The organism is Streptomyces sp. RPA4-2 (genome assembly GCF_012273515.2).
Lineage (GTDB): Bacteria > Actinomycetota > Actinomycetes > Streptomycetales > Streptomycetaceae > Streptomyces > Streptomyces kaempferi.
Genome location: NZ_CP050975.2, coordinates 2,195,887 through 2,211,132 on the forward strand (window position 1 = coordinate 2,195,887; position 15,246 = coordinate 2,211,132).

13 protein-coding genes are annotated in these 15,246 nt (G+C 71.6%); 9 read left to right on the forward strand and 4 right to left on the reverse strand.

What is annotated here, in order from left to right; genetic code table 11:
• Positions 1 to 161 precede the first annotated feature (161 nt).
• From HEP85_RS09310 to HEP85_RS09325, 4 genes are all read left to right on the forward strand, one after another.
• Complete coding sequence (locus tag HEP85_RS09310; protein WP_168527363.1) at positions 162 to 980, forward strand: glycosyltransferase family 2 protein; 819 nt, start codon at positions 162 to 164, stop codon at positions 978 to 980.
• Positions 977 to 1,981: a glycosyltransferase family 2 protein gene (locus tag HEP85_RS09315; RefSeq protein ID WP_168527364.1), complete on the forward strand. Its 1,005-nt coding sequence runs from the start codon at positions 977 to 979 to the stop codon at positions 1,979 to 1,981. Before HEP85_RS09310 ends, HEP85_RS09315 begins: the two co-directional genes overlap by 4 nt.
• 76 nt (positions 1,982 to 2,057) lie before the next feature.
• A complete protein-coding gene (locus HEP85_RS09320; RefSeq protein ID WP_248001877.1) occupies positions 2,058 to 2,858 on the forward strand; it encodes a polysaccharide deacetylase family protein in 801 nt (266 codons plus the stop codon).
• Complete coding sequence (locus tag HEP85_RS09325; protein WP_168527365.1) at positions 2,851 to 6,720, forward strand: lipopolysaccharide biosynthesis protein; 3,870 nt, start codon at positions 2,851 to 2,853, stop codon at positions 6,718 to 6,720. The genes HEP85_RS09320 and HEP85_RS09325 overlap by 8 nt, the downstream gene beginning before the upstream one ends.
• A gap of 24 nt (positions 6,721 to 6,744) precedes the next feature.
• On the opposite strand, the gene HEP85_RS09330 is transcribed toward HEP85_RS09325, so the two are convergent.
• Positions 6,745 to 8,166 (reverse strand): xylan 1,4-beta-xylosidase, encoded by a 1,422-nt coding sequence (locus tag HEP85_RS09330; RefSeq protein WP_168533472.1) that lies wholly within the window; start codon positions 8,164 to 8,166, stop codon positions 6,745 to 6,747.
• 216 nt (positions 8,167 to 8,382) lie between these two features.
• On the opposite strand from HEP85_RS09330, the gene HEP85_RS09335 reads away from it, so the two are divergent.
• The gene (locus tag HEP85_RS09335) at positions 8,383 to 9,477 is read left to right on the forward strand and encodes a DUF5925 domain-containing protein (RefSeq protein ID WP_168527366.1); all 1,095 of its coding nucleotides are present in this window, start codon (positions 8,383 to 8,385) and stop codon (positions 9,475 to 9,477) included.
• Positions 9,478 to 9,795: 318 nt separating this feature from the next.
• Here HEP85_RS09335 and HEP85_RS09340 read toward each other — a convergent pair whose 3' ends face one another.
• Positions 9,796 to 10,170, reverse strand: coding sequence for a GntR family transcriptional regulator (locus HEP85_RS09340; RefSeq protein ID WP_168527367.1), 375 nt, complete (start codon positions 10,168 to 10,170; stop codon positions 9,796 to 9,798).
• A gap of 104 nt (positions 10,171 to 10,274) precedes the next feature.
• On the opposite strand from HEP85_RS09340, the gene HEP85_RS09345 reads away from it, so the two are divergent.
• The 3 genes from HEP85_RS09345 (at position 10,275) to HEP85_RS09355 (ending at position 12,127) form a co-directional block, all read left to right on the forward strand.
• Positions 10,275 to 11,204 carry a GNAT family N-acetyltransferase gene (locus HEP85_RS09345; protein ID WP_168527368.1) on the forward strand — a complete coding sequence of 310 codons (930 nt, stop codon included), beginning with the start codon at positions 10,275 to 10,277 and terminating at the stop codon, positions 11,202 to 11,204.
• Positions 11,185 to 11,685, forward strand: coding sequence for a DUF402 domain-containing protein (locus HEP85_RS09350; RefSeq protein WP_168527369.1), 501 nt, complete (start codon positions 11,185 to 11,187; stop codon positions 11,683 to 11,685). Before HEP85_RS09345 ends, HEP85_RS09350 begins: the two co-directional genes overlap by 20 nt.
• A 307-nt stretch (positions 11,686 to 11,992) precedes the next feature.
• Complete coding sequence (locus tag HEP85_RS09355; protein WP_282189840.1) at positions 11,993 to 12,127, forward strand: hypothetical protein; 135 nt, start codon at positions 11,993 to 11,995, stop codon at positions 12,125 to 12,127.
• A gap of 34 nt (positions 12,128 to 12,161) precedes the next feature.
• Here the strand turns inward: HEP85_RS09355 and HEP85_RS09360 are convergent, their stop codons facing one another.
• On the reverse strand, positions 12,162 to 12,632 hold the full coding sequence (locus HEP85_RS09360) for a GNAT family N-acetyltransferase (RefSeq protein WP_168527370.1): 471 nt from the start codon (positions 12,630 to 12,632) through the stop codon (positions 12,162 to 12,164).
• Between the two features lie 490 nt (positions 12,633 to 13,122).
• On the opposite strand from HEP85_RS09360, the gene HEP85_RS09365 reads away from it, so the two are divergent.
• Complete coding sequence (locus HEP85_RS09365; protein WP_168527371.1) at positions 13,123 to 14,226, forward strand: lytic polysaccharide monooxygenase; 1,104 nt, start codon at positions 13,123 to 13,125, stop codon at positions 14,224 to 14,226.
• 85 nt (positions 14,227 to 14,311) lie between these two features.
• On the opposite strand, the gene HEP85_RS09370 is transcribed toward HEP85_RS09365, so the two are convergent.
• Positions 14,312 to 15,169 carry a triacylglycerol lipase gene (locus HEP85_RS09370; RefSeq protein ID WP_168527372.1) on the reverse strand — a complete coding sequence of 286 codons (858 nt, stop codon included), beginning with the start codon at positions 15,167 to 15,169 and terminating at the stop codon, positions 14,312 to 14,314.
• Between the last annotated feature and the right edge of the window lie 77 nt (positions 15,170 to 15,246).

Below are 15,246 nucleotides of genomic sequence, written 5' to 3' on the forward strand. Positions count from 1 at the left end.
TCGGCTTCCGATTTCCCGAGAGCCGGCCAGCTTTGCCAGCTCACCCGGCACGCACGGAGATCCATTTCGGCATGCCGTAAGTGAGAACCCCCCTTTCGAACCGGAAAAAGAGCCGGACCGCCCAGGGGCGGGCGGTCCACCGGACGAGAGGGACCAGACTCATGAGCTCAGTCCTGCGCCCAGCCATTTCGGGCGATGATCCGTTAGCGGTCGGCAAATACCGGCCGATCTCCTCTCACCTGGCCATTGCGCCACCGGTGAGTGTGGTGATTCCCGCCATGAATGAGGCGGAGAATCTCCCCTACGTCTTCAAGACACTTCCCGGCTGGATTCACGAAGTGGTTCTTGTGGACGGCAATTCCACCGACGACACCGTCCGGGTGGCCCGCGAACTGTGGCCCGACGTCAAGGTCGTCGAGCAGCGCGGCAAGGGCAAGGGCGACGCGCTGATCACCGGGTTCGAGGCGTGCACCGGCGACATCATCGTGATGGTCGACGCGGACGGCTCGGCCGACGGACACGAGATCGTGTCCTATGTGTCCGCGCTGGTGTCCGGGGCGGACTTCGCCAAGGGCTCGCGGTTCGCCAACGGCGGCGGCACGTCCGACATGACGCCCGTCCGCAAGCTCGGCAACAGGGTGCTGTGCGCGGTCGTCAACGCCAAGTTCGGCGCCCGCTACACCGATCTCTGCTACGGCTACAACGCGTTCTGGCGGCACTGCCTGGACGAGATCGACCTCGACTGCACCGGCTTCGAGGTCGAGACGCTGATGAACATCCGGGTGGTCAAGGCGGGTCTCAAGGTGCAGGAGATCCCCAGCCACGAGTACCTCCGTATCCACGGCGCGAGCAACCTGCGCGCGGTGCGGGACGGGTTGCGGGTCCTCAAGGTCATCCTCAAGGAGCGCTCCAACCGGCGTGCGCTGCGGCGCCGGCCGCACGCGTCCCAGCTCGACTCGGGTCAGGGAGAGGTGTCTTGAGCAGTCCCGACATCTCCGTGGTGGTCTGCGTCTACACCGAGGACCGCTGGGAGGACATCCTCGCGGCGGTCTCCTCGGTGCGGGCGCAGTCACTGCCCGCCCTGGAGACGCTCCTCGTCGTGGACCACAACCCCACGCTGCTGGAGCGGCTCGGCAGGGAGTACAAGGAGACCGACGCGGTGCGGGTGCTCGCCAACGCGGGCCCGCGCGGTCTGTCCGCGGGCCGCAACACCGGCATCGCCGCCGCGCGCGGCGGGATCATCGCGTTCCTCGACGACGACGCCGTGGCCGAGCGGGACTGGCTGCGGCACTTCGCCGCGGGGTACGCGGACCCGCGGGTCATGGCCGTCGGCGGCCGCACGATGCCGATCTGGGCGTCGGGCCGCCGTCCGGCCTGGTTCCCCGAGGAGTTCGACTGGGTGGTGGGCTGCACGTACAAGGGCCTGCCGCAGGGCAGGGTCCGGGTCCGCAACGTCCTCGGCGGAAACGCTTCCTTCCGCCGTACCGCGTTCGACGCGGCGGGCGGCTTCGCGACCGGCATCGGACGCGACGGCGACAAACGTCCGCTGGGCTGCGAGGAGACGGAGCTGTGCATCCGTCTCACCCGCGCCAGGCCGGACGCGATCCTGCTCATCGACGACCGCGCGGTGATCCACCACCGGGTGCCACGGGCGCGTGAGCACTTCGCGTACTTCCGCACCCGCACCTACGCGGAGGGCCTGTCGAAGGCCCTGGTGGCCCGCAGCGTCGGCGCCGCGAAGGGACTGGAGTCCGAGCGCCGGTACACCACCCGCGTCCTGCCCGCCGGAGTGGTGCGCGGCGTGCGCGACGCGGTACTGGCCCGACCGGGCGGCGCGGGCCGCGCGGGCGCCATCGTCGCCGGGGTGCTCACCGCGGCCGGCGGGTACGTACTCGGCAGTCTCCGGGCCCGCAGGGGCGGGGCGGTGTTCTCGGTGGTGGAGATCGGCGACGGTCCGGGGCGTGAGGGGGCGGCGGCATGAGAACAGGACCCGTGTCCGGCACGGGGTGCCACGGCGGGACGAGGCACGCGCGCGCCCGCGCGGAAGGCGGCGCCCCGTGAGCGACTCCCCCGTACCCATCCTCATGTACCACTCGATCGCCGCCGCGCCCAACGACGCGACGCGCGCCCTTTCCGTCGCGCCCGAGGCGTTCGCCGAGCAGATGGCGCTGCTCGGGGACCGGGGATTCACCCCGGTCGGCACGGCGGAGCTGGCGGCGGGGTGGCGCTTCGGCTCCGCCCTGCCCGCCCGGCCCGTCCTGATCACCTTCGACGACGGATACGAGGGCGTGCACCGGCACGCCCTGCCCGTGCTCGCCAAGCACGGCTTCGCCTCCACACTGTTCGTCTCGACGGGCTGGCTGCGCGGGGCGCACGACACCGGGGGCGGCCTCGACACGATGCTCAGCTGGGACCAGGTGCGCGAACTCGCCGCCGAGCAGGTCGAGATCGGCGGGCACAGCCACACGCACCCGCAGCTGGACCAGATCGACGACGACGCGCTCCGGTTCGAGGTGCGGCGCTGCCGGGAGATCGTCGCCGACGAACTGGGCACCCGGCCCGGCTCGTTCGCGTACCCCTACGGCTACTCGAGCCGCCGGGTGCGCCGCGCGGTTCGGGAGGCGGGCTTCGCCCAGTCCCTCGCCGTCGGCAACGCCCTGGCGCGCCGACGGCAGGGCCCGTACGCCCTGGAACGCGTCACCGTGCGCCGCAGCACCGGTGTCGAGGAGTTCGAGCGGCTCGTCGAGGGTCGTGCGATCGCTCGCAATTTCGCCCGGGACCGCGCCCTGACCAAGGGGTACGCCATGGTCCGAAGAGCACGACAGGTCCGCCGGAAGGCCATCCGTTCCCGTGTCTGACACGACGACCACAGCACAGGCTTCCTCGCCCACGACCGAAACGTCCGAACAGCGGCCGGGGCGCCGGTTCCGCCTGCCCGGCCGGGGCCGCAAGAGCGACGGCGGAGGCAACCAGCTGTTCCGCAACGCCTACGCCCTGATGCTCAACACCGGTATCTCCGCGGTGCTCGGGCTCGGCTACTGGCTGATCGCCGCCCACTACTACTCCGACTCGGCGGTGGGCCAGGGATCCGCCGCCATCGCCGCGATGAAGCTCCTCGCGGGGGTGACCGCGGTGACGCTGACGGGCGCCCTGGCCCGCTTCATCCCCGTCGCCGGGCGCGCCACCGGACGCCTCATCTTCCGGACCTACGCGGGCAGTTCGGTGGTCGTGGCGGTGGCCGCCGTCGTCTTCCTGCTCACCCTGAACCTGTGGGGTCCCTCGTACCGCTTCCTGCACGGACCGCTCAACGGCCTCGGGTTCATCCTCGCGGTCGTCGCCTGGTCGCTCCTGACGCTGCAGGACGGGGTACTGACCGGGCTGCGCAGCGCGCTGTGGGTGCCGGTGGGCAACACCGTGTTCTCCGCGGTCAAGCTGATCCTGCTCATCGGCCTCGCCGCCGCGATCCCCACCAGCGGTGTCTTCGTCTCCTGGGTCGCCGCGATCGCCCTGTCGGTCGTGCCGCTCGGACTGCTGGTCTTCCGGCGCCTGGTGCCCCGGCACATCAAGGCGACCGAGGCCCGTGCCAAGCCGCCCTCCCTCAGGGAGATCGGCCGCTTCCTCGCGGGCGACTACACCGGCTCGCTGTTCTCGCTCGCCGTGGTCTACCTCGTCCCGGTGATCGTCGCCTCGCAGGTCAGCTCCGCCGACAACGCGTACTTCTACATCACCACGACGATAGGCGGCACGGTCAACCTGCTCGCCATCAACATGGGTGCCTCGCTGACCGTCGAGGGTTCGCACGACCCGGCGCGGCTCGCAGCGAACACCCGGGCCGCCGTCAGGCGGATGGCCAGGATCATGCTGCCGGTGTGCGGACTGCTGTTCCTCGGCGCGCCGTTCATCCTGCACGTCTTCGGTGAGGGCTACGCGCACGCGGCGACGCCGCTGCTGCGCTGGTTCGCGGTCGGCGCGCTGCTGCGGGTCGTCATGGAGACCTACTTCGCGGTACTGCGCGCACAGAGCCGCACCTCCGGACTCGCCTATCTGCAGGGCCTGCTGTGCGTCCTCGTGCTCGGCCTGACCGTGATCCTGCTGCCCCGGATGGGGCTGACGGGGGCGGGCGTCGCGGAGATCTCCAGCCTCGCGGTCATCGTGTCGATCGCGGCGCCCCGGCTCTTCAAGATCGTGCGGCACGCGCCGCCCGCCGAACTGCCGCAGGGCGCGGCGCCGGACGGAGACCTCGCCGACCTCGGCGCGCGCGACGTGCCCGCGGCCGAGCCGAGCGAGCCGAAGCGGCCCGCCTGGGCCCTCGACTCCGACACCCTCGCCCTCGGCATCCACGTCGACTTCGACCATCAGGAGCGCCGCCCGGACGTACGGCCGGGGCCGGGCACTCCGCCCAGCGGGACACCCACCGCGCGCCCGGACCACCGTCCGACCTGGGCGCTGCGTCCACAGCACCTGCCGACGCCGGCCCTGGGACTGCCGGTCGAGTCGCGCGAGCCGGGCTCGGAGGCGTCCCTGGGCCCGGCGGAGGCCCCGGAGGTGGACGCTCCCTTCGAGACGCCCGCCCGCGAGCCGGCCTCCTCCTTCGAAACGGACGGCACGGACAGCGCCATCTCGGGGCCGCGGGGAACCGCGCGCACGGCCCCGGACGACCCGCGGCCGCCGGACGACACCGCACCACCCCTCCGCGACCGCCTACGGCACCCCTCCAAACCCGGCGTGCTCCTCGGCCTCCTCCTGATCTCCGCACTGCTCCTCTACTGGGTCCCGGCACTGAGCCTCGACGACGCCTCCCTCGACACGATGGGCGGCCTCGGCCTCGTCTCCGTCCTGCCGCTGCCCACCCTCGTGGGCGCCGCCCTGCTGATCGCGGTCTTCGCCTCGCTGCTCTGGATGAACAGCGAGCACAAGGGACTCCTGCTCGTCACCCTGCTCGCCACCGTGGTCTCGCTGCACGCGCTGCCCGCGGTGATCGAGACCGAACCGCGGTTCGCGACGGCCTGGCAGCACCTCGGGTTCCTCGACTACATCGGCCGGACCGGGTCGGCCGTGCCGGACCTCGACGCGCGCTGGAGCTGGCCGGGCTTCTTCGCGGCGGCCGCGTTCGTCGCCAGGGCCTGCGGTGTCGGCGACCTCACCGAGGTGATCCGCTGGTGGCCGCTGACCATGCAGGTCCTGTACCTGGCACCGATGTTCCTGCTCGTGCGCTCGCTGCGGGCGAGCTGGCGCGCCAAGTGGACCGGCATCTGGGTCTTCGTCCTGAGCGGCTGGGTCGGCCAGGACTACTTCTCCCCCCAGGGCTTCACCTATCTGCTCTACCTCGCCTTCGTGGCGATCCTCCTGGTGTGGTTCCGGGCACCGCGCGTGCTGTGGACGAAGGCACGGCCGGGCGAGGCGGAGGTCGAGCCGACCGACCGGCGTCAGCGGGCCGTGCTGCTCATGGTGCTGATCGGCCTGTTCGCGGCGAGCGTCCCGGCCCACCAGCTCACCCCGTTCGTGATGCTGGGTGTCCTCGCGGTCCTCGTCCTCGTCGGCCGCTCCGAACTGCGCGGCCTGCCCATCCTGTTCGCGGTGCTGGTCTCCGTCTGGATCGGCTTCATGGCCGAGCCGTACTGGTCGGGGCACTTCAACGAACTGTTCGGCGGGGTCGGCGGGGTCGGCAGCAACGTGTCGACGTCCGTCTCCGGCCGTATCCAGGGCGGCAGTTCGACCCACAAACTCGTCCTCTACGCGCGCGTGCTGCTGGCCGGCGGCGTGATGGCCTTCGCCTGCTGGGGCTGGTGGCGGAGGCGCGACCACAAGTACCGCGAGCGGTCACTGCTCGTCCTCACCTTCGTGCCGTTCCTCGGCTTCGGCATGCAGTCGTACGGCGGCGAAATGGCGCTGCGCGTCTTCATGTTCGCCCTTCCGGGCGCGGCGCTGCTCGCCGGGCTCGCCCTGTTCCCGCGCACCGGCGTCACCGCGAAGGAGCGGGAGAAGGACCGGGCGAGCCTCGCCCCGCTCGCCGCCCTCATGACGGGCCTGCTCCTGATGGGCGGCTTCCTGGTCGCCCGCTGGGGCAACGAGTCGTTCGAGCGGATCCGGCCGGGCGAGGTCGCGGCCATGAAGTACGTGTACGCGCACGACGACCCGACCGTCCGGCTGCTGTGGCTGAGCAATGACACCGTGAACAACGTGACGCCCGCGATGCCGTGGGGCACGAAGGACATGGAGAAGGTGCAGTACGTGCCCACCCTGGCGCCGACCGACCCGGTCCTGGTGTCGGGTCTGGTCAAGTCACTCAAGGACGCGGGCCCGAACTCGTACCTCATGATCAACCGCAGTCAGGTGGTCTACCTCCAGATGGACGTCGGCTACTCGGCGACCTGGCCCGCACGGCTCGTCCACAGCCTCGACGACCGGCAGGACCTCAGGAAGGTCCTCGTCAACGGCGACGCGACGGTGTACGCGCTGCGCGAGCAGCCCGCGGGGGACGTCCCGAAGGCCGAACCCGGGCCGATCGGCCCGCAGATCACCTGGACGCCGTGGTCGGTCGTCGGCGCCCTGGCGGCCGTGGCGCTCGTCGTGATGCTGACCGCGCGGGAGATCATCCGGGTGGCGGTGCGGCCGAGCGTGCGACAGCTGCGGTGGCTGCAGAGCAGCTTCTGGTTCTCGCTGCCGCTGCTGGCGGTGCTGCTGGCCTCGCTGGTGCAGCGGTTCCTGACCATGAAATAGCCGGGCCGTGGGGGGTGGAGCGGCTCACCGGGTGAGCCACTTCACCCCGTACGCCCCCAGGGCGAACCTCCGGCCGTCGACCTGTGCGCTGATCGGCCGGTTCTGGGTGTTCACCACGAGTACGGCCTTGTCCGTGGCGAGGACGCGCACGTTGGGCACGTCGTCGGCGGCGACGGACACCGTCTCGTACCTGGCCCCCGGTCCGAACGCCGCGCTGAAGCGGGATACCAGGTCGAACATGGGCAGGGCCGCGCCCCCCTCGGCGCCGTCGGTCGGCGTCCACAGGCAGCCCGCGCAGCCGGAGCCCTTCTCCTCCTCCGGGTTCCAGTAGAAACCCGAGGTGGCACCGCCTCGGGCCATCGCGATCATCCCGGCGGCCTGCACGGCGACACGGTGGGTCTCGGACCAGCCCTTGCGGTCGTCGTTGCCGTCGGCCGGCTCGACGTAGTACTCGGCCCACCACAGCGGCAGGCCGTGCGTCCGCGCCCGCACCCACTCGCTGACGGCCGTGAGCTTGTCGGTGGCCCCGAACTCGTCGGGCAGCAGGTCGTCGTCCTTGGTGTAACTGGAGCCGTCGACGACGACGAAGTCGGCGCCCGCCTTGTGCTTGTTCCAGTAGTCGAACGCGTCGAGGACACGCTGGTCCATGGCGCCCCAGGCGCCCTTCACGGTCGTGGACGCGTTCTCCTTCTGGCGCGGGTCGAAGCTGTCCATGACGAGATAGGGCCCGCCGACCATGATGTCCTTGTCGACCTTCTTCAGCGCCTTGTACACCAGGTTGTAGAGCTGCGTGTAGCCCTCGTAGTCCCAGCGGGCCTCGGCGTTGTTCCAGAAGCCCTTGAACTCGTTCCAGACGATGAAGTGACGTACGTCCGGGTAGCGCTTGGCGACGGTCGCGGCGAGCTCGGCGAAGTCCTCGTAGTGGGCGCGGTCCGGCGCGGTCTCCAGGGACGCCTGGCTCCAGTTCGTGTGGTTCGCGCCGGGCCTGCCGCCCTTCATCCAGTCCGGCGAGCAGCACAGGGTGACGACCGGGGTGCCGCCGGACTTGCGGACGAAGTCGATGCGGCGGTCCATCTCGGTGAAGTCGTAGCGGCCCTTGGAGGGTTCGGGATTGCCGGCGCCCCAGCCCATGATGTGCTGGTTCTGCGGCAGCGACCGCTTCTCCAGCAGTCCCTCGGCGCGCTCGGTCGCCGCGTCGCTGCCCTCGTCGGCGCTGAACTGGGTGTGGGTGAAGCCCCAGCCCACCGCCGGCTGCGGCGTCCCGGGCGGGGTGACCGGTGTGCCGTGCACCCTGTCCCCGTCACGGGTCGTGCCCGCGGTGCTCGCGCCGCCCCCGGGCAAGGTGTTGAGCAGGGTCACCACCAAGGCCAGAGCGGCCACTCCCACGCCGAGCAGCGCGGTCAGCCGCCACCGCTGTGCCCCCGAATTCCACCCATGACGTCCCATCATGGGCAACAGTAACGGCGCGGATCGGCCGCCGGACAGAGCTTGTGTAAGCATAGGATTGCCACATTTTCCGGGGGCGGCGGCTCCCGTGGCCCCGCGGCGGGCACCCGGCCGTGCGGCCGGAAGGCGGCTGAACTGGGGCGCGTCCAGGGGAACACCGGCAACAGGCTGCGGAAATCCCGTGCGCGGGTCCCCTTGGTGACGGATCATGGCGGCATGTCTGGCAACCCACACGACGCACTGCCGATCCGGCTCAACGTCGATGACAGCGACTCTCCGTCGGATGTCGTCGACGCGCTGTTCCTCGGCCGCTTCGCGACGGGCGAGCAACCTCACTCGCACGCGGCGAACATCGACCGGGTACGGTCCGGGGCGACCCTGCTGCCACCGGGTGCCCGTGTGCTGCGCTCGGCCCGCGACGACGACCGCAGCGCGACGCTGGCGGAGGGGGACGGCTGGACCCTCCTGGTGTCGCGCTGGAACCGGGGCGCGGACATCACGGTCACCGCGACCAGCGCCGAACTGGCCGAGAAGGTCCTCGACCAGGCCACGGACGGCGCGGCGGACGAACCCGAACCCCAGCCCGAGAACGTGACGATGGGCTTCTGGTACGTGTCCCCGCGCCGCGGCCCGCACCGCACCACGCGGCAGATCTCCGCGGGCACGTGGGAGGAGGTCCGGCCGAACTACACCGGCCCGGTCGCCGACGCGATGGACGGCCTGATGAAGACGACCCCCGAGGACATCGCGGGCCGGCTCCTGCTGCTGCACGGCCCGCCCGGCACCGGCAAGACGTCCGCGCTGCGGACCCTGGCCCGCTCCTGGCGGGACTGGTGCCAGGTGGACTGCGTCCTGGACCCCGAGCGGCTCTTCTCCGACGTCGGCTATCTGATGGACATCGCGATCGGCGAGGAGGACGGCACGGGCAAGGGCCGCTGGCGGCTGCTCCTGCTGGAGGACTGCGACGAACTGATCCGCGGCGAGGCGAAGCACACCGCGGGCCAGGCCCTCTCGCGCCTGCTCAACCTCACGGACGGCCTCCTCGGCCAGGGCCGCAACGTCCTGGTGGGGGTGACCACGAACGAGGACCTGGAGCGCCTCCACCCCGCCGTGGTCCGCCCCGGCCGCTGCCTCGCCCGGATCGAGGTCGGCCCGCTGACCCGCTCCGAGGCCGTCGGCTGGCTCGGCACGGAGGAGGGCGTCTCACGCGAGGGCGCCACACTGGCGGAGCTGTACGCGCTCCGCCGGGGCACCACCCCCACATCGGTCCCCGACCCACGGGACGGCGCGGACGCGGGGTTGTATCTGTAGGCCTTCAGACGTCGCGCGTCCGGGTGGTGGGGGCGCCGGGGGCACTCGGCGCATCCCGGGCACCCTGACTCGGGGCGTCGACAGCACCCCGGGCCTCGGGCTTCGGGACGCTCAGGGCGCGGGAAGACCCCGGGCGCCCTGAGCGCCAGGGCTCTCGCGAGGTCGAGACGCCCGCGGCACCTGGGGCTCTCGGGGGCGTAGCCCCTGGCTGTGGCTGCCCTGCCCGCACTGCCCTGCGAGGTCCGGCACGGCGGAGGGTTCCCCACATACGGACCTACCCGGACGGTCCGGCAACGCCGCGAGGTGCCGTGCCGCCCCCTAGACCCCGCCTCCGTAGGCCGCCCGCAGGGCATCCCGTACGGCGTCGAGCGCGGCGGACTCGGTCAGCGCGAGGCGGCGCACGCGCTCGGCGTAGGCCTGAGCGGCCGTCGCGGCCTCGCGCTCGGCCGCCGAACCGGCGGCGGCCACGAACGTACCGTTGCGGCCCCGCGTCTCGATCACCCCGTCCGACTCCAGTGCCCGGTACGCCTTGGCGACCGTGTTCGCGGCGAGGCCGAGCTCCTCGGCCAGCCCCCGTACCGTGGGCAGCTTGTAGCCGACCGGGAGCACCCCGGAACGGACCTGCCCGGAGATCTGGGCGCGCACCTGCTCGTAGGGCGCGGTCCCCTCATCGATGTGGATCTTCAGCGTCACGCGGCGATTGTCCCGTACCCGCGGGGTGATGTGAGGTACCGGAGCAGAGGCAGCGGAAAAAATGAGAGGTGACCGCACCCGCCCCGCGCGTAGCGTGCGAGTCCATGACCGTGATCGTCGACGACCTCCGCCCCGACGACCGGCGGCGGACCGAGGGCTTCGCCCGGGTCCGCAACCGGGCGCTCCCCCACATGCTGTACACCCCCGGCTCCCTCGCGTACGACGTCTCCCACGCACACCCCGAAGCCCACTACCGTCCGCTGGTCGCCGAACTGGACGGCGAGGTGGTCGGCACGGCCCAGGTCGGCATCGCGTACGACAGCCCGGAGCCCGGTCAGGGCTATCTCAACGTGTATGTCGACCCGGACCGTACGCGCCGGGGCGCGGGCTCGCTCCTGGTGCGCGCCGCCGAGCGGCACCTCGCGGCCCAGGGTGCGACCCGGCTCTTCGCCTGGGTCCTGGACGAGCCGGGCAACCGGGCGTTCGCCGAGCGGCACGGCTACCGCGCCGGCCGCTCCGCCCACTTCCTCCGGCTGGACCTGGCGGGCGCCGCCCTGCCGCCGCGTCAGGACCCGCCGCCGGGCGTGGAACTGCGCACTGCATCGGACTTCGCTGCCGACCCGCGCCCGCTGTTCGCCCTGGACGCGGAGACGTCGGCCGACGAACCCGGAGACATCCCGCATGAGTTCACGGACTACCAGGCCTGGCTGCGGGAGACCTGGCACCACCCCCTGTTCAGCGCGGAACTGACCACGGTCGCGCTCGTCGACGGCCGCCCGGCGGCCTTCAGCGCGGCCCGCACGGACGGCGGAACCCGCTACGGCACCGTGATGACGGGCACCGCCGCCGCCTTCCGCGGTCGCGGCCTCGCCAAGCTCGCCAAGAACGACTCCCTGCACCGCGCCCGCGCAGCCGGCTGCACCGAGGCGTTCACCGGCAACGACAGCGGCAACGGGCCGATGATCGCGATCAACAAGTGGTTCGGGTACGAGATCTGCGGCACGGAGGTGCGTCATGTCCGCGAACTCGGCTGACGGTCCCCGCCGTCTGGACGTCGTCCTCGTCAAGTCCGGCCGTACGAAGATCCGTTATCCGGCCGAGCTGCTCCACGACGACGGCACCCGGGTCACCGTCCGCGCGCCGTGGGCGGCCGACGGCGTCCGTGACTTCGGCTTCGTACGGTTCGAGCCGGGTGACGTCCTCACCGAGCACTACTGGCGGGACCGCTGGTACGCGGTGAAGGAGGTCCGGGACGCACGGGGGGTGCGCAAGGGCTGGTACTGCGACATCACCCGTCCGGCCACCGTCCGTGGCGGCGAGCTGATCGTCGAGGACCTCGACCTGGACCTGTGGCGCTCCGCGGACGGCGCGGACGTACGGCGCCTGGACGAGGACGAGTTCGCGGCGAGCGGCCTCGCGACCAGCGATCCGGCGGCCGCGGCCGCCGCGCTCGCCGCCCTCGACACCCTCGAGCTCCTGGCCCGCCGGGACGACTTCGAGACCCTGCTCGGCTGACCATGCCCGACCACCGACGCCGCACGGATGGTGTCTCCACGTCACCACGGGAGCACGACACGTCACGTCCGGCGAGTTCGCCACGGGAATTACCCCACGCCGCGCGTGGTTCCCTTTTCAACAGCGATCGACACCGCTCGGACCTGGATTCATGTCGCCGTAACCCGCGGTGCGGCCCAGGGTGACACCGGCCACTGACAGTCAATCGTGACACCCGCCACAGACAGATCGCGACCGATGAGGAACTCTCCCCGGAAGGGTCTACCTCCGTACAACGACGGAATCGGGTAGACGCAAGGAGGCAGCCATGCGCCGTGTGACCGTGCAGAAGCCCCTGAGCAGGTCGGACTCCCGCCGTGCGCGGGACAGGGCGGACGAACGTCCGGCCGAGCGCCCCGAAGTGCGGAAGGACATCCACCGCACGTGGTGGCCGGACGAATGAGCCGCCCCGGCACCGCGCCCCGGAACGCGGGCCGTCAGACGAGCCGCTTGCGGTAGTGGACACGGTCGTACGGGCCGTCCACGCGACGCTCGACGACCTCGTAGCCGTACTTCGGATAGATCTTCCGGTTCTCCCACATCATCGCGTTCGTGAAGAGCCTGACCTCGGGCAGCCCGAGCTCCCGCGCGTGGGCCTCCACGAACGCCAGCAGCCGTCGCCCGACGCCCTTTCCCCGGGCGTCGGGGTGGACGGCGATGCTGTCGAGGTACAGATGGTCCTCGTACGCCTCGACCACCACGAGCCCGGTCACGGACTCCCCTGGGCCACCGGTGACGAACACCCGCCCCGCGGCCACGTTCGCCGCGTGGTCCGCCTCCATGGGCTGCGGCACCACGCCGATGCGCGCGATGTAGGGGTGGTACGCCGCGTCGGTCACGGCCTTCACCGCGCCCACGTCCGAAGCGACGGCGCGACGGACCCCTTGTTCGTTCGAACCGTCTGTCACGACCCGAACGCTACCCGCGTCCAGACGCGTCGAAGGTGCCGGGGCGAACACGCCCGCGTACTTGGGCGCCCCACCAGTCCGAGGCGGATGCGTCAGCTGTGCCACAGGCCGCCGGGGTCGCCTGGTCCTCCTGGTCCTCCTGGTCCTCCTGGTCCTCCTGAGGCTCACCGAGTCTCTGGTCTCGCGGCTTGGCCAGGATCCGTCGAGCACCCTGCCCGGGAGCCAATCCGGGAGCCGGCCCAGGCGTCTCACGACTGACGGTCATGGACGACCACGGACGGTTCAGCGGCTCCGGCGCAGGTGGGAGGGCCCTCCCCAACCCCCCCATCCTGAGCCCCCCGTTAGCCCCGCCTTAACGCGGCCATAAGGATCTCCCGCACCCGTCTCCAGCAGGCGATTCCGCGGATTCTTGAGGCTAGTTTGCTGATCACCGCACGCAGTCCGGGCCGATCGCGCCCGCTCAGGACCGTTTCGATCGAGGAGCTCCCCCATGTCCGGTCGCCGCAGGGCCGCCAGCCTCGCCGCCGTCGGTGTCGCGCCACTCGCCCTGACCGCGCTCGCCGCCGCGCCCGCCTCGGCGCACGGTTCGATGGGAGACCCCGTCAGCCGGGTCTTCCAGTGCTACGCGGAGGGCCCCGAGAGTCCCCGGTCCGCCGCCTGCAAGGCGGCCGTCGCGGCGGGCGGCACCCAGGCGCTGTACGACTGGAACGGCATCCGGATCGGCGACGCGAACGGCCGGCACCAGCAGCGCGTTCCCGACGGGAAGCTGTGCAGCGCGGGCAACGCCGAGTTCAAGGGCCTGGACCTGGCCCGCGCCGACTGGCCGACGACGGCCGTGAGCGCGGGCGCGTACACCTTCAGGTACCGGGTGACCGCCCCGCACAAGGGCACCTTCAACGTCTACCTCAGCAAGGACGGTTACGACCCGTCGAAGCCGCTGGCCTGGGGGGATCTGGATCTGGCGCACCCGGTGGCGACCAAGACCGACCCCGTCGCGACGAACGGCTACTACACCTTCTCCGGCACCCTGCCGAAGCGCTCCGGCAAGCAGCTCCTCTACGCGGTCTGGCAGCGCTCGGACAGCCCGGAGGCGTTCTACTCCTGCTCCGACGTCACCTTCGGCGGAAGCGGTGGTTCGGGCAACAGCGGTTCGGGCAACGGCGGTTCAGGCGGCAGTGGCTCCGGCAGCAGCGGTTCCGCCGGTGGTGGTTCGGGGAGCGGCGGCACAGGAGGCGGCGCCTCCCCCGCGTCGAGCGCGCCCGCGCCGGCCGCCTCCGCTCCCTCCGAGGAGCAGATCGCCGACGGTGCCGACAAGTCGACGGTGCGGCACGGCCATCACGACGCCGCGGACACTCCGGCCGCGGGTTCCCCCGCCTCCGGCACGCCCGGCGACTCGGACGCGTCCGGCGCCTCCACCGCTTCGGCCGATCGGCCCGAGGCGGCCGGTGCCCCGGAGAACCTCGCCGAGACCGGCGGCGACTCCGACACCCCCTACCTCGCGATCGGGGGCGCGAGCGCGCTGGCACTGGGCGCGGCGGCGCTGTTCGCCTCGGTGCGCCGCCGCGCGGTGAACGGTGGCCGGCACGGTCGCTAGTGCCCGCCTCTTCCCGCCGGGCGGGAAGGATTCCGGGTCCTGTCCGGCGGCTCAGGCCGGACAGGACCCGGCACCGGGCCACGGATCAGCTGAACACCGAGGCGCAGTTGGTGGTGGTGGCGTGCGCGGGATCGAGGGCGTTCGCCGCCTCGTGGAAGGCGATCCGGTCGAGGAGGCCGATCGCCGCGTGCTCGGAGATGTCGACCGGGCACAGGTCCTGAAGCAGCACGTTGTGGACGTCGGATCCGGTGAGGAACTGCGAGCGGTAGGGAGTGACCACCTCGTCGTACCTGGTGGCGATCACCGTGTAGTGGACGCCCGGGACGGTGTCGCCGCCGGCGTTGAGTTTGGTCAGGAACGCGGACCCGGCGATCTGGTCCGCGAGCGCGGGCGTGGCCGCGGACAGCAGGTCCTCGGCACCGGGGAAGTACGGCAGCAGCTTGGTGAGGCCGTCGAGGGTGGTGCCGTGGTTGTCGGGCGCGATGCCGACGAACGTGTTCACCTTGGCGGCTCCGCCGAGGAACTTGAGGTAGTAGCGGGGCATCATGCCGCCCTGGGAGTGGCCGACGAGGTCGGCCTTGGCGGCGCCGGTCGCGGCGAGCACCTTGTCGACGAAGACCTGGAGCTGTCCGGCCGACTTGTCGATGGGGCCGAGGGCGTTGAAGATCGGGACGCCGGGCAGTTGCCCGTAGTCGAGCGAGTAGACGCAGTACCCGCGGGCCACCAGGTACGGGGCGAAGGACAGCCAGTTGTCGACGGAGTTCGCGAAGGTGCCGTGGACGAGGACGACGGGGCGGGGATGGCTGGCGGAGGGGCGGCAGGAGTAGTCGTTCCAGCCGCTGCTCGGCGCGGCGGCGTGGGCGGTGGCGGCGGGGACGACCGCGACGGCGGCGGCCAGCAGCAGTGCGACGAGGGGTCTGAGCAGGCGCTTCCAGGGCAGCATCGGGTGATCTCCTTGCGGCTCAAGGGAGTGACGGCGGCGTACGCCCTGTGATCCGGATCACGAGGATGCTGTTCACT

What these genes read in the sequence shown, in the direction of transcription:
- HEP85_RS09370 (WP_168527372.1), bottom strand. Translation starts at nt 15,169, where the DNA reads ATGCTGCCCTGGAAGCGCCTGCTCAGACCCCTCGTCGCACTGCTGCTG.
- HEP85_RS09310 (WP_168527363.1), top strand. Translation starts at nt 162, where the DNA reads ATGAGCTCAGTCCTGCGCCCAGCCATTTCGGGCGATGATCCGTTAGCG.
- HEP85_RS09330 (WP_168533472.1), bottom strand. Translation starts at nt 8,166, where the DNA reads ATGGGACGTCATGGGTGGAATTCGGGGGCACAGCGGTGGCGGCTGACC.
- HEP85_RS09335 (WP_168527366.1), top strand. Translation starts at nt 8,383, where the DNA reads ATGTCTGGCAACCCACACGACGCACTGCCGATCCGGCTCAACGTCGAT.
- HEP85_RS09365 (WP_168527371.1), top strand. Translation starts at nt 13,123, where the DNA reads ATGTCCGGTCGCCGCAGGGCCGCCAGCCTCGCCGCCGTCGGTGTCGCG.
- HEP85_RS09350 (WP_168527369.1), top strand. Translation starts at nt 11,185, where the DNA reads ATGTCCGCGAACTCGGCTGACGGTCCCCGCCGTCTGGACGTCGTCCTC.
- HEP85_RS09355 (WP_282189840.1), top strand. Translation starts at nt 11,993, where the DNA reads ATGCGCCGTGTGACCGTGCAGAAGCCCCTGAGCAGGTCGGACTCCCGC.
- HEP85_RS09345 (WP_168527368.1), top strand. Translation starts at nt 10,275, where the DNA reads ATGACCGTGATCGTCGACGACCTCCGCCCCGACGACCGGCGGCGGACC.